13 protein-coding genes and 1 pseudogene are annotated in these 13,890 nt (G+C 47.8%); 10 read left to right on the top strand and 4 right to left on the bottom strand.

Translation table 11 applies throughout. The features are described 5' to 3' along the window. Positions 1 to 78: 78 nt before the first annotated feature. The 3 genes and pseudogenes from ACJHX4_RS07165 (at position 79) to ACJHX4_RS07155 (ending at position 1,903) form a co-directional block, all read left to right on the top strand. Positions 79 to 480, top strand: a complete 402-nt coding sequence (locus tag ACJHX4_RS07165) for a putative zinc ribbon protein (RefSeq protein ID WP_001531948.1) — start codon at positions 79 to 81, stop codon at positions 478 to 480. Beyond that, on the top strand, positions 468 to 902 hold the full coding sequence (locus ACJHX4_RS07160; RefSeq protein ID WP_001221615.1) for a zinc-ribbon domain-containing protein: 435 nt from the start codon (positions 468 to 470) through the stop codon (positions 900 to 902). The genes ACJHX4_RS07165 and ACJHX4_RS07160 overlap by 13 nt, the downstream gene beginning before the upstream one ends. Positions 903 to 1,676: 774 nt before the next feature. Further along, positions 1,677 to 1,903: pseudogene (locus ACJHX4_RS07155) on the top strand (acetolactate synthase small subunit). Position 1,904: 1 nt separating this feature from the next. Here ACJHX4_RS07155 and ACJHX4_RS07150 read toward each other — a convergent pair. Continuing rightward, complete coding sequence (locus tag ACJHX4_RS07150) at positions 1,905 to 2,687, bottom strand: DeoR family transcriptional regulator (RefSeq protein ID WP_001315616.1); 783 nt, start codon at positions 2,685 to 2,687, stop codon at positions 1,905 to 1,907. Positions 2,688 to 2,989: 302 nt separating this feature from the next. Here ACJHX4_RS07150 and rbsK point away from each other — a divergent pair, with 302 nt between their 5' ends. The 4 genes from rbsK to ACJHX4_RS07130 all read left to right on the top strand — a co-directional run bounded on the left by rbsK (position 2,990) and on the right by ACJHX4_RS07130 (position 6,984). Beyond that, positions 2,990 to 3,910 carry a ribokinase gene (rbsK, locus tag ACJHX4_RS07145; RefSeq protein ID WP_000350265.1) on the top strand — a complete coding sequence of 307 codons (921 nt, stop codon included), beginning with the start codon at positions 2,990 to 2,992 and terminating at the stop codon, positions 3,908 to 3,910. Positions 3,911 to 3,937: 27 nt separating this feature from the next. Continuing rightward, positions 3,938 to 5,254, top strand: coding sequence for an L-fucose:H+ symporter permease (gene fucP / locus ACJHX4_RS07140; RefSeq protein WP_000998349.1), 1,317 nt, complete (start codon positions 3,938 to 3,940; stop codon positions 5,252 to 5,254). 11 nt (positions 5,255 to 5,265) lie between these two features. Next, a complete protein-coding gene (locus tag ACJHX4_RS07135) occupies positions 5,266 to 6,279 on the top strand; it encodes an aldose 1-epimerase family protein (protein WP_000107474.1) in 1,014 nt (337 codons plus the stop codon). 420 nt (positions 6,280 to 6,699) lie between these two features. Beyond that, the gene (locus ACJHX4_RS07130; RefSeq protein ID WP_000436071.1) at positions 6,700 to 6,984 is read left to right on the top strand and encodes a transposase; all 285 of its coding nucleotides are present in this window, start codon (positions 6,700 to 6,702) and stop codon (positions 6,982 to 6,984) included. 215 nt (positions 6,985 to 7,199) lie between these two features. On the opposite strand, the gene ACJHX4_RS07125 is transcribed toward ACJHX4_RS07130, so the two are convergent. From ACJHX4_RS07125 to ACJHX4_RS07115, 3 genes are read right to left on the bottom strand one after another with little or no spacing between them, the layout of a single operon-like run. Then, on the bottom strand, positions 7,200 to 8,456 hold the full coding sequence (locus tag ACJHX4_RS07125; RefSeq protein WP_000345349.1) for a PTS ascorbate transporter subunit IIC: 1,257 nt from the start codon (positions 8,454 to 8,456) through the stop codon (positions 7,200 to 7,202). A 12-nt stretch (positions 8,457 to 8,468) separates the two neighbouring features. Beyond that, complete coding sequence (locus tag ACJHX4_RS07120; protein WP_000705927.1) at positions 8,469 to 8,756, bottom strand: PTS sugar transporter subunit IIB; 288 nt, start codon at positions 8,754 to 8,756, stop codon at positions 8,469 to 8,471. 15 nt (positions 8,757 to 8,771) lie between these two features. Continuing rightward, positions 8,772 to 9,215, bottom strand: coding sequence for a PTS sugar transporter subunit IIA (locus ACJHX4_RS07115; RefSeq protein ID WP_000916811.1), 444 nt, complete (start codon positions 9,213 to 9,215; stop codon positions 8,772 to 8,774). Positions 9,216 to 9,485: 270 nt separating this feature from the next. Between ACJHX4_RS07115 and ACJHX4_RS07110 the strand changes: the two genes are divergently transcribed. The 3 genes from ACJHX4_RS07110 to ACJHX4_RS07100 all read left to right on the top strand — a co-directional run bounded on the left by ACJHX4_RS07110 (position 9,486) and on the right by ACJHX4_RS07100 (position 13,889). After that, a complete protein-coding gene (locus ACJHX4_RS07110; protein WP_000416157.1) occupies positions 9,486 to 10,517 on the top strand; it encodes a LacI family DNA-binding transcriptional regulator in 1,032 nt (343 codons plus the stop codon). 754 nt (positions 10,518 to 11,271) lie between these two features. Then, complete coding sequence (locus ACJHX4_RS07105; protein ID WP_001313589.1) at positions 11,272 to 11,895, top strand: hypothetical protein; 624 nt, start codon at positions 11,272 to 11,274, stop codon at positions 11,893 to 11,895. A gap of 221 nt (positions 11,896 to 12,116) precedes the next feature. After that, positions 12,117 to 13,889, top strand: coding sequence for a ShlB/FhaC/HecB family hemolysin secretion/activation protein (locus ACJHX4_RS07100; RefSeq protein ID WP_024187038.1), 1,773 nt, complete (start codon positions 12,117 to 12,119; stop codon positions 13,887 to 13,889). Position 13,890: the final 1 nt, after the last annotated feature.

The raw sequence follows: 13,890 nt of genomic DNA, 5'->3' as shown, positions 1-13,890 counted from the left end.
CCATTCACACCCTGACCACGCTGCCCGTACCGGGACGGCTGTTGCCTGCGTGTCGTCTGACGGTAAGGAACATATACTATGTACGCAAAATCCTTTCTCGCTCTTGATAGCAACGGACGTCTGACGGGCGCCCGTACTGCACAGGCCGCACCTTATGCTCACTACACCTGCCACTTGTGTGGCAGTGCACTCAGATACCATCCGCAATACGACACTGAACTTCCCTGGTTTGAACACACTGACGACAGGCTGACAGAGCACGGTCAACAGTGCCCTTATGTCAGGCCGGAGCGCAGAGAAATACAGTTGATTAAACGTCTGCAGCAATTCGTACCGGATGCCTTACCCGTGGTGCGTAAAGCCAGCTGGCACTGCAGACAATGTCACCACGATTATTATGGGGAGCAGTACTGCACAAACTGCCAGACCGGAGGATTCAGTATTCCCCGGACAACTCAGGAGGAAATATGCGAATTCTGAACTGTTATATGGCGAATGACAGCAAAGGCCATTTTGTTACGGCGAAAGAAGCTGCGAAGCACAACCGACAGGACGTTTTGTGCTGTGTGTCCTGTGGATGCCCGTTAACACTTCAGCGGGGCAATGACGGACAACCACCGTGGTTTGAACATGACCAGATGACTGTCGCTGAAAAAATCCTGCTGCGATGTACCTGGCTTGACCCGGCAGAGAAAGAGGCCCGTCGTTTGCATCTGCAGGGCATGACGGTTCCGGATTATACGGTGAAGGTGAGAAAGTGGTTTTGTGTGATGTGTGACGAAGATTATGAGGGGGAAAAGTGCTGCCCACGCTGCGGTACCGGGGTATACAGCAGGGCGTGGGGGCGGCAGGAGGTGCCGTCGGAAGATGCCAGGGCTGATAATCCGTTACAGAGGCTGTAATGGTTGCCTCCGGAGCAGTTTGCGGTAATGCCGTTCCCGGGAATGGATTGCCAGTGCGGGGACTGTGGAGCTTAATTCCGGTGTTGGTGGCCTTTCCGTTGATTTTGAGCCAACAGCCCTCCTGTGACTGACAGGCTGCCTCGTCATTCCATTCGTATCTCCAGTAACAGGGGGTTGTATTGTATTTTAATGTGCCGGTTCAGGCGTGCGTTTCCCGGCGCGTCTGCACCGGCTTAACCAAATTCAACAGGGATAAAATAGTGTAAATAACCGAAGTATTACTTGAAGAATCGGGGGAAGCATCCGGGGTTTTATTCAACAGGCATGGGAGGCTCCGGCTCTGACAGACATTGTACTGTGGAATGTTGTTACAGGTTGGGGCGGCAACCGTGCCAGGAGACCATGAGCCGTTCACGGCATTAAAGGCCACACTTCAGTCGTTTACATTCCCTGTGGTGGCAGGCATCTTCCGTTAAGGCGTCAGAGCGTTACCAACGTTATGTTGTCATGGCTCACCTTTCATAGTCGATGCTTATCTGGTGACTGAAACTAGCCGCAGATAAAGAGTGTGAAGTTGATACCATGGAGTGGAGTGACGTGCAGGCAGGAGATTCGCTCTATGCAGGGTTGTGAGATGAATTCAAACCGGCTGTCAGCGCCAGTAATATTTGAAGATTCGTCCGGTTGTTATCCAGTGTGCATTAAAAACCCAGACATTATGGACAATACAACGGCTTCCATAACAGGGAGGAGCCTGTTTATTATCCGGGCGTAATGACTAACCTTTGTGGGCTTTTTCCCGTCGTGCTTTTAACGTTGAAGGCATTTTCTGCCTGCCGATTCAGGACAGCGACAAAAGCCATATCAGACTATTGGTCAATGATGACCAGCGTCTGGAGTAGATGATAAGCCAAATTGATAAACTGGAATATGTGATGAAAGTGCAACGTAATCAGTCCAATCCGACGATGTTTAACAAGAGTACGGTGTTTTTTCAGTAAGTCATTCGTCTTCTGAATCAGGTGTAATGATCTTTACAGAAGCATTCCGGCAGTGCGTAACATAATCTGCCGGTAACGGACGCTCGCTAATCAGAACATCAAATGCAGAGAGCGGTGCGAGGCTGGCAGAGGCTACTTCATCGAACAAGGCGTGGCGGGCGAGCAAAATTTTCCTTAGTCCACGGGCCATCGCTTTACGCTTAGTGGCAAGATCTTCGGGATTAAACCAGCTGACGCCAAAGTGATCATGTACACCGCTGGCGGAAATAAATATTTTTCGCGGATTGAGAGAGTCTAATGGCGAAGAGTTACTGGCATCGTAAAAAGCATCACTTCTGGCACGATACGTACCACCACAAAGTATTGCTGTCACATTAGGTTTTTCATTCAACGCAACAAAGACACGATGTGAGTAACAGATGCCAGTGAAGGTGATTGCATCCGGGATCATGCTTATAACGAGCGGTATCTCCTGGCCATTATCAAAGAAGATCAGATCATTTTCATTAACCATTCCGGCGGCCAGAATTGCAATAGGTAAGTCATCACGATGATTTCTCGGAACGTCCTGGATTACTGGCATGGATGGTGCGGGTTTATGCACCATTACAATATAGCCACCCAGTAGGGTCAGTGGCAGAGGTTCATCTTCCTGATGGAGATCGCGACGAATAGTCATTACAGAAACTTCCAGCATTCGTGCCGCGTCTTTCAAATGGATTCTGTCGGTTTTCTTAAGTATTTCAATCAAACGTCGGATACGCTCTTTTTGCTTCGTTTCCATCAACTCTCTCCGTAAAATGTTATAAAAATAACATTATGGCATTAGTAAACATTGTTTTAGTTACCATACTATACGACCGACCCTTTGAAATGAAAAGGGTATAGACTGCTGAATTTTCGGTATTAATCCTGTTAGGTTGCTTATGATTAGATAGTGTTAGCCTGAGTGATAAGACTGGAAGTCTATTAAATAAACATCGGGTTGATGTGCTAATCGCGATCTCAGTCACAAATGATGCAAAAGTAACATGCTAATGTTATTTAAATACCATTGTTATGCGAAAGTTTATAAGAGGTAGTGAAATGGACATTGCAGTTATTGGTTCCAATATGGTGGATCTCATTACTTACACTAATCAGATGCCTAAAGAAGGAGAAACTCTGGAAGCACCTGCCTTCAAAATCGGATGTGGTGGGAAAGGTGCTAATCAAGCGGTGGCGGCGGCTAAATTGAATTCAAAAGTCCTGATGCTGACTAAAGTAGGTGATGATATTTTTGCGGATAATACTATTCGTAATCTCGAATCATGGGGAATTAATACCACTTATGTTGAGAAAGTCCCCTGTACCAGCAGTGGTGTTGCACCGATCTTTGTTAATGCCAACTCGAGCAATAGTATATTAATAATTAAGGGAGCGAATAAATTTCTTTCCCCGGAAGATATCGATCGAGCTGCAGAAGATCTGAAAAAATGCAAATTGATCGTTTTACAACTGGAAGTTCAACTGGAAACAGTTTACCACGCGATTGAGTTTGGTAAGAAAAATGGTATTGAAGTGTTATTAAATCCGGCTCCGGCATTGCGTGAGTTAGATATGTCTTATGCCTGCAAATGTGATTTCTTTATCCCGAATGAAACAGAACTGGAAATATTAACCGGTATGTCGGTTGATACTTATGATCATATTCGTTTGGCCGCACGTTCGTTAGTTGATAAAGGGCTGAACAATATTATTGTTACCATGAGCGAAAAAGGCGCATTATGGATGACCCGCGATCAGGAAGTCCATGTTCCTGCATTCAAAGTAAATGCTGTTGATACTAGTGGCGCTGGTGACGCATTTATTGGTTGCTTTTCCCATTATTATGTTCAAAGCGGTGATGTTGAAGCCGCTTTGAAAAAAGCCGCTCTCTTTGCCGCTTTCAGCGTCACAGGGAAAGGTACGCAATCATCTTATCCGAGTATTGAACAATTTAATGAATTTTTAACCTTAAACGAATAATCATCCTGCACAGTTAAAGGTAGCACTATGAACGATAAAAACATCATTCAGATGCCTGATGGGTATCTGAATAAGACTCCCTTGTTCCAGTTTATTTTGTTATCGTGTTTATTCCCGCTATGGGGATGCGCAGCTGCATTAAATGACATATTAATCACTCAATTCAAAAGTGTATTTTCGCTAAGTAACTTTGCTTCAGCATTGGTGCAGAGCGCATTTTATGGAGGTTATTTTTTAATTGCAATACCAGCATCCCTTGTGATTAAAAAGACCAGTTATAAGGTGGCAATTTTAATTGGCCTGACGCTGTATATTGGTGGTTGTACACTTTTTTTCCCTGCCTCGCATATGGCAACCTACACTATGTTCCTTGCAGCTATTTTTGCGATTGCGATTGGCCTGAGTTTCCTTGAAACTGCAGCGAACACATACAGTTCAATGATCGGTCCAAAAGCCTATGCCACATTGCGGCTCAATATCAGCCAGACCTTTTATCCGATTGGTGCTGCGTCTGGTATTTTATTGGGCAAATATCTGGTTTTCTCCGAGGGGGAAAGCCTTGAAAAGCAGATGTCAGGAATGAACGCCGAGCAAATTCACAACTTTAAGGTGCTGATGTTAGAGAACACCCTTGAACCGTATAAGTATATGATTATGATTCTGGTTGTGGTCATGGTGTTGTTCCTTTTAACCCGCTTCCCAACCTGTAAAGTGGCACAGACAAGTCACCATAAACGCCCGTCAGCAATGGATACGCTGCGCTATCTAGCTAGAAATCCGCGCTTTCGTCGCGGTATTGTGGCGCAGTTCCTTTATGTGGGTATGCAGGTCGCAGTATGGTCATTTACCATCCGTCTGGCGCTGGAGTTGGGCGATATCAACGAACGTGATGCTTCAAACTTCATGGTCTATAGCTTTGCCTGCTTCTTTATTGGCAAGTTTATAGCCAATATCCTTATGACGCGTTTTAATCCGGAAAAAGTATTGATTCTCTATTCCGTTATAGGGGCGCTGTTCCTGGCATATGTTGCACTGGCTCCAAGTTTCAGCGCGGTCTATGTCGCCGTCCTGGTAAGTGTTTTGTTTGGCCCTTGCTGGGCGACGATCTATGCAGGAACACTGGATACAGTTGATAACGAACATACAGAAATGGCAGGAGCAGTCATTGTTATGGCTATTGTCGGTGCCGCGGTGGTTCCGGCAATTCAGGGATATATTGCAGATATGTTCCACTCACTACAGCTTTCATTCCTGGTTTCTATGCTCTGCTTTGTCTATGTCGGAGTCTACTTCTGGCGTGAAAGCAAAGTACGTACCGCACTGGCTGAAGTCACAGCGTCCTGAGGAGAACCGTTATGAGTACGCGTATTAATTTGTGGCGGGCGCTTTTTGGCGAGAAACCTCGTATCTTGCTGGAAAATAGTGATTTTACTGTCACGTCTTTTCGATATGACAGCGGTGTCGAGGGGCTTAAAATTGCAAACAGTCGTGGACATTTGATTATTCTTCCCTGGATGGGGCAGATGATTTGGGATGCGCAATTTGATGGACACGGCCTCACCATGTGCAATATGTTTCGCCAGCCTAAACCGGCGACAGAGGTGATAGAGACCTATGGCTGTTTTGCTTTTCATTCAGGTTTGCTGGCTAATGGCTGCCCATCTGCGGAAGATACTCATCTGCTACACGGTGAAATGGCCTGTGCCGCGATGGATGAAGCATGGCTGGAATTAGACGGAGATATGTTACGCCTTAACGGGCGTTACGAGTATGTAATGGGTTTCGGTCATCATTATCTGGCTCAGCCAACAGTGGTCCTTCACAAATCCTCTACACTGTTCGATATTAAGATGGCCGTAACCAATCTGGCTTCTGTAGATATGCCACTACAATATATGTGCCACATGAATTATGCATATATACCAAATGCTACATTCAGCCAGAATATCCCGGACGAAATATTAAGATTGCGTGAATCAGTGCCTTCGCATGTTAATCCCACCGCTCAGTGGCTGGCGTTTAATCAACGGATTATGCAGGGAGAAGCCTCTCTGTCGACGCTGAGTCAACCGGAATTTTATGATCCAGAAATTGTCTTCTTTGCAGACAAACTGGACGCTTATACAGATCAGCCAGAGTTTCGCATGATCTCTCCCGATGGCACCACGTTTGTTACTCGTTTCTACAGTGCTGAACTAAATTATGTGACACGCTGGATCCTTTATAACGGAGAGCAACAGGTAGCCGCCTTTGCATTACCTGCAACCTGTCGGCCTGAGGGGTATCTTGCCGCGCAACGTAATGGCACGCTGATTCAGGTTGCACCGCAGCAAACGCGCACTTTTACAGTCACCACAGGAATTGAATAACCACTCAAGGCCTGAACAGCGGCGCGCTTATCGTTAAGGTAAGCGCGTTTTTTACCCGCCAGGACAAGACTATGATAGCGTTGCCCTTATAGACGATCACATTATCGTCCACTCCAAATTTGCGCAACTACTGTAGAGTGGTGTACTCCACAGCTTCTTTGAGGAGCTTAACCTCCATTGTTTTCTTACCGAGCAAGCACTGCAACTCTTTTATTTATTTGTAGTGGTCAACAAAAACTGGTCACAATTTCAGTTTTTTTCCAGTATCTATTTTCCGATTCGTTCGGCGGTAATCCACCGTTATATTCATGAGGCCGGAGTGCACTATAAAAGTGTATGCGTAAACCGACTGCTGTATGTAGCCATTAAGCCAGTATTGGTAACATAGGTACCCACCTTTTCAACTAGTGGACACCTGTTATGGAACAAAAAACATTATCAGCTGAACCCCGCAGGTTATTTTCAAATGAGTTTAAACTTCAAATGGTTAAACTGGCTTTACAACCAAGGGGTTCTGTTGCCCGTATTGCCCGGGAGCATGATATCAATGATAATCTTCTGTTCAAATGGCTCAGGCTCTCGCTGATCAAAGGGCGTATATCACGGCGTCTTCCGGTAACGAACTCTTCTGGCATTGGCGTTGAATTATTACCTGTGGAGATGACGCTGGATGAGCGGCCTTACCCCGTTTTTTACGCGAGGTAATTATGAAGATCAATGACTAGCCGTCGAACCGCGTGCATGAACTGCTGCACTGAAACTTCTCAGCTGTAAAATAATCCTTACGCTACGTACTTCTCGGAGCGCTTACGATTAATCGGATGCAGTCCTGACTGGAAGAAAGAAAAATGGAGAAAATAAGAGGAATTAATATCCTCCACGTTCCTGAAATCCTGGAGGATATTAATGTCATCAAAATATTAGCGAACGATAATCCCTAACAAAATACCCAGTGCGCCAAAGTCAGCATCACTGAAGGTGGTGTTAGCAAAACCAATATCACCCAGCACCGGCAATAAGAATACTGGCAGGAAGGTAATAAGCAAGCCCTGAGCGAAGGCACCCAAAATCGCACCACGACGTCCACCCGTTGCATTACCGAATACCCCTGCAGCTGCACCTACGAAGAAGTGCGGCACCACACCAGGAATAATCACGATCATGTTCAGCAGATACAACGTGAACATACCGATTAAACCTGCAGCAAAGCTACTCAGGAAACCAACCAGTACAGCGTTAGGTGCGTAAGGGAAGACGACCGGGCAATCGAGAGCAGGTCTGGCATTCGGAACCAGCTTGTCTGAAATACCTTTGAATGCCGGGACAATCTCCGCAATCACCATGCGCACACCCTGCAGAATGATGTACACGCCAGCTGCGAAGGTAATGGATTGCATGATAGAGAACATGAACCAGTTTTTACCACCGCTAAGCTCTTTCACCGCATCTGCACCCGCAAACAGGCACGTCACCAGGAAAATTATGCTCATGGTAAAAGAGATAGCAACCGGCGTGTCGCGCAAGAACAGCAGACTTTTCGGCACATTCATGTCTTCAGTCGAGTGCTCTTTATTACCAAACTTGCTGCCGATGAAACCGGCCAATACATAAGATAATGTTGAGAAGTGGCCGATGGCAACGTCATCAGAACCGGTCACTTTCTTCATGTACGGATGCGCAATAGCCGGGAAAAAGACCATTGCCACGCCAACAACCAAAGAGCCAACGGCTATAAGCGTAACGCCGGTCATGCCTGCTGTTGCCAGAATTACCGCTACCATCATCGACATAAACAACGTGTGATGACCGGTCAGGAAGATAAATTTCCACGGTGTGAAACGGGCAATCATAATGTTGATAACCATCGCAAAGAACATAATCATCGCCATTTCTTTCCCGAAGCTTTTCTGCGCTACGGAAACAATGGCTTCATTGTTCGGCACGACACCCTGAATACCAAAGGCATGCTGGAAAATGTTTGCGAAGTCACCCAGTGACGACACAACTAAACCCGCCCCTGCGCCTAAAATCACAAACCCCATAATGGTCTTGACGGTACCTTTAATGCATTCGGTTACCGGTTTTTTCTGTGCAATCAGGCCAATCAGGGCGATTAAACCGACCAGCACCGCGGGTTCGGAAAGTACATCGCTCATCAAAAAACGAAAGAAATCCATATCGCCCCCAGCTTACAGTGCGCCTAATTCGGTTAATGCCACGGACAAACGTTCTCTCATGGCTTTCTTATCAATCATATTTTCCAGGGCGACGATTTTGCCTGCGACAGACTGCGCGACTAACTGCTCGGCAATATCTTTGGTGCCGACATAGATATCACTCGGCGTCCCTTTCGCGGAGCCCAGGTCGACATGATCAACATCAGCGCTGATGGACAAATCCTTCAAAATGCTTTTAATGCTCATTTCCATCATCAGGCTGGTGCCTAAGCCGTTACCGCAAACCACTGTAATTTTCATAAATGTTCCTCAGAATTAATAGCGCGCAATAACAGACAAAATGTCCTGCGTCGTTTTGGCCGTCAAAATAGCCTGTATGTCTTTTTCGTTATCGAATAACTTGGCGAGTTGAGAAATCGCTTCAATGTGGCTGGTACTGTCGGTTGCAGCCAGCACAATCAGTAATTTCACTGGATCGTTTTCATCGGCATCAAAATTCACACCTGAAGGGATCAGGGTCAGTGCTAATGACAGCTTGTTAGCCCCCTCTTCCGGGCGCGCATGAGGCATCGCAATACCAGGGCCAACCACATAGTACGGACCGATAGTGTCGTGCGAGTGATAGATCGCATCAACATAACGCGGTTCGATAGAACCGTTTTCAATCAACGGTCGGCATGAAATCGCCACGGCTTCCCGCCAGTCTTTGACCTGTTCCACGACCTGAACGACCTCTGTATTTAATAGATTTTTTAACATACGACTGATAACTCCCGATGATAATTAACAGGAGAGTAGATATTTTACGCATTAATTAATGTGATGATTGTCGCATTTGATAGCGCTATCTGATAACGCTACCAATCTTTGTGATAGCGCTATCATTTCTCTGCCGCCATGCTTTGGCTATATTCGGTTCCTGCATATACAATGCAACAGGATATTTGCTACCGTGGGCAAAAACTGGAAAGAGTAATGGTGAAATAAAAGTAATGAAAACAGCTGGTTGTAATTATCCATGGAGTCGAAATGGAAAAAACACGTAAGCGCCGTGGTACCGGACGGGTGACGCTGCAGGAGGTCGCTAACTTTGCAGGTGTCGGAACCATGACCGTTTCCCGCGCGCTGAGAACACCGGAACAGGTTTCTGACAAGCTGAGGGAAAAGATAGAACAGGCCGTAGAAGAGTTGGGTTATATTCCCAACAGAACTGCTGGCGCCCTTGCATCTGGTCACAGTCATACAGTCGCCGTACTGGTTCCTTCCCTGACAGATAAAGCCAGCTCCCGCTTTATGCAGTCATTACAGCAGGTGCTTAATAAAAATGAATTCCAGCTACTGCTTGGGTGTCATGAGTATAATCAGCTCAAAGAAGCTGAAATTCTGATGACGCTTCTTCAAGGCAACCCGGCGGCGTTAGTTATTTTTGGTTCTCAGTTGGCTGATAAAACTCACCAGATACTCGAGAAAACAAATATACCTACCATTAACGTTATCGGTTCCCCTTTCAGTCCGGCTCAAATTACCATCGAAACAGCATTTTTTGAAGCATCACATAAACTGACCGAACATCTGCTGGAGCAGGGTTATAAGAATATCGGATTTATCGGTGCGCATATGGACAACCGCCTGCAACGTCAGCAACTGAACGGCTGGCATAAAGCAATGCTGAGCCATTACCAGAACACTGATCTTGTTATCACCATGCCGGATGCCGCAAGTCTGCAATTGGGGCGTTACGCATTAAACGAGATATTACTGCGACAACCAGAGCTGGATGCTGTGATTTGCAGCCACGAAGAGATTGCGCTGGGTATAATGTTTGAGTGCCAGCGGCGTTTGTTAAAAATCCCTGGAAATATCGCTGTAGCTTGTCTTGACGGTTCAGACAATTGCGATCAAACACACCCAACTTTGACATCCATCCGTATTGACTACAAAAAAATGGGGATAGAGACAGGTAAGTTACTGATTGGACTATTGAATAATAATCATGATGAATCAGAAGAGTCGCGTATCGTGCAATTCAACTACCAGATAGAATTACGTCAGAGTACATGAGCCTAAAAGAGCGCTATTACAAAGTTAGCTATTGTGGTAGGGATAGCCGTTTCCGGCTATTCCCCGCGCAGTTCCGGATGTATGCTGCTAACGCATCCATTCCTACTTCAGGTATTTGGCGTAGAAGCGGATGCTAAAAACTTGTCGCAAAACCGCAATATCAGCCTGCAGTATCGCTCTCCAGATTATCCATTCCTATATTGATGACAACGACAGGTAAGACTGTGACTCACCAAACTTGGATGTTTTTCTGAGCTTAAAGCTCGTTGCGTGAATAAGGCGAGAGTCAGCGAATCTCATTGAGGCCCGCAGCACCGGCTGCAATAAGGATATAGAGCAGCAATCTACCGTCAACGTCAAAAACACGGAAGCCTTGCAAACGGGATGCGTTCATATAAACAACATGGAGCAGCAACAGTACGATGCCTGTTGTTGCTCAGTCAGGACCTTTTCTGCCATGCGCGAGCCAGCGTCACGATTGATAAATAATGTTCGCAACTGATTACTTTACTGCAACAGACGTGGCTGGTAATAAGCGCTGGCGGACAATGCAGGGTGAAAGGCTGTTTTCGGGTTGTCCGGCCTGATACATCAGAGCAATACGTTGCGTTAAAAACGGCTGTTCAGTCTCTGATGCCACGGGGTATTGCAACAATCATCCGGTGATGGACGGGAGAAATATCGACTCTTCCGTTAGTTTTTACAGACTGATAAAGTTTTGCCAGCTGAATCTTTATACGGAATGCTCTTCAGTATGCATATACGAATTGACTATCTGGCGGATAAAAACTGCTTTACAGAACTGAATGAATCTCCACGCCTTCGCCGGCAGTGGCAGGATGTTCTGGAGGAGTGCCGGCAGACAGAGGCCGGGCCAGAAGAACGGCTGCGTATTGCTCTGCTGAATGTGGATTACGTCACCAGTTTTGAACTGCCTTTTCGCTTGTTGCTTACTCGTACACCACAACTGATTGCCGCGCTGCGTGAAGAATGGGACATCAGCCAGAAAAATGTGGTGTTCAACGATAAACGCTTTGGCTGCGTGTACAACCTGAAGGCCAGCCTTTCGGGTGGGCCGGATACATTCCGGTATCATCTGTCTCACCGTATTCGGCGGGTGGTTGCGAATGAAAACACATCATCGCCATACCAACTGATTGCCCGGGAAGTGAAAGCGCCCCGTCAACGGCTGAAGTATGCGCTGGAGACAGGATTGCAGGTGAGCGCACTGGACGGCCTGTTCTGGTTCGGCAGCCAGCGCATTGCGGCAGATATCCTGAGGCTGAGAAAGTACGGGATGCGGATTGCGACGGCTTCTGTGGACGTGTATGACAACATAACCGGAACAACTCGTCATATCCCTGTATATTACTCCTGACGCAAAATAGTCTGTGGGGGCCGGAGCATGACCGGTAACCGGAACAGGGTTTTGCCCTCGTCACAGCCAAAAATACGTCCTTTATCACATTTCTTCGATTTTTCCTGATATTTTACCGGGTTACTGTTCAAAAATGCTTCTCTTCTGATGTAAATTTCTTTACTGACACTTTTTGACATGAATTTACACTGGCATCACACAGGCCAGAATACGGGGAGAACATGCAGCACCGGCAGAAAAACATTCTGACGAAAACGTCCCTTTTATCCCGTGCGTTGTCTGTCCCCTGTTGTGATATGTTCCGGCGCGGCTCTCCGTGGATATGCTATCTCTCCCTCTCCGTTTTTTCTGGTTGTTTCATCCCCGCATTTTCGTCTCCGGCAGCCATGCTGTCTCCGGGTGACCGCAGTGCAATTCAGCAGCAACAGCAGCAGTTGCTGGATGAAAACCAGCGTCAGCGTGATGCGCTGGAGCGCAGTGCGCCGCTGACCATCACGCCGTCTCCGGAAACGTCTGCCGGTACTGAAGGTCCCTGCTTTACGGTGTCAAGCATTGTTGTCAGTGGGGCCACCCGACTGACGTCTGCAGAAACCGACAGACTGGTGGCACCGTGGGTGAATCAGTGTCTGAATATCACGGGGCTGACCGCGGTCACGGATGCCGTGACGGACGGCTATATACGCCGGGGATATATCACCAGCCGGGCCTTTCTGACAGAGCAGGACCTTTCAGGGGGCGTACTGCACATAACGGTCATGGAAGGCAGGCTGCAGCAAATCCGGGCGGAAGGCGCTGACCTTCCTGCCCGCACCCTGAAGATGGTTTTCCCGGGAATGGAGGGGAAGGTTCTGAACCTGCGGGATATTGAGCAGGGGATGGAGCAGATTAATCGTCTGCGTACGGAGCCGGTACAGATTGAAATATCGCCCGGTGACCGTGAGGGATGGTCGGTGGTGACACTGACGGCATTGCCGGAATGGCCTGTCACAGGGAGCGTGGGCATCGACAACAGCGGGCAGAAGAATACCGGTACGGGGCAGTTAAATGGTGTCCTTTCCTTTAATAATCCTCTGGGGCTGGCTGACAACTGGTTTGTCAGCGGGGGACGGAGCAGTGACTTTTCGGTGTCACATGATGCGAGGAATTTTGCCGCCGGTGTCAGTCTGCCGTATGGCTATACCCTGGTGGATTACACGTATTCATGGAGTGACTACCTCAGCACCATTGATAACCGGGGCTGGCGGTGGCGTTCCACGGGAGACCTGCAGACTCACCGGCTGGGACTGTCGCATGTCCTGTTCCGTAACGGGGACATGAAGACAGCACTGACCGGAGGTCTGCAGCACCGCATTATTCACAATTATCTGGATGATGTTCTGCTTCAGGGCAGCAGCCGTAAACTCACTTCATTTTCTGTCGGGCTGAATCACACACACAAGTTTCTGGGTGGTGTCGGAACACTGAATCCGGTATTCACACGGGGGATGCCCTGGTTCGGCGCAGAAAGCGACCACGGGAAAAGGGGAGACCTGCCCGTAAATCAGTTCCGGAAATGGTCGGTGAGTGCCAGTTTTCAGCGCCCCGTCACGGACAGGGTGTGGTGGCTGACCAGCGCTTATGCCCAGTGGTCACCGGACCGTCTTCATGGTGTGGAACAACTGAGCCTCGGGGGTGAGAGTTCAGTGCGTGGCTTTAAGGAGCAGTATATCTCCGGTAATAACGGCGGTTATCTGCGGAATGAGCTGTCCTGGTCTCTGTTCTCCCTGCCATATGTGGGGACAGTCCGTGCAGTGACTGCACTGGACGGCGGCTGGCTGCACTCTGACAGAGATGACCCGTACTCGTCCGGCACGCTGTGGGGTGCTGCTGCCGGGCTCAGCACCACCAGTGGTCATGTTTCCGGTTCGTTCACTGCCGGACTGCCTCTGGTTTACCCGGACTGGCTTGCCCCTGACCATCTCACGGTTTACTGGCGCGTTGCCGTCGCGTTTTAAG

This window comes from Escherichia sp. WS2035 (genome assembly GCF_046487065.1).
Lineage (GTDB): Bacteria > Pseudomonadota > Gammaproteobacteria > Enterobacterales > Enterobacteriaceae > Escherichia > Escherichia coli.
This window is presented reverse-complemented; position numbering and strand designations above follow the sequence as displayed.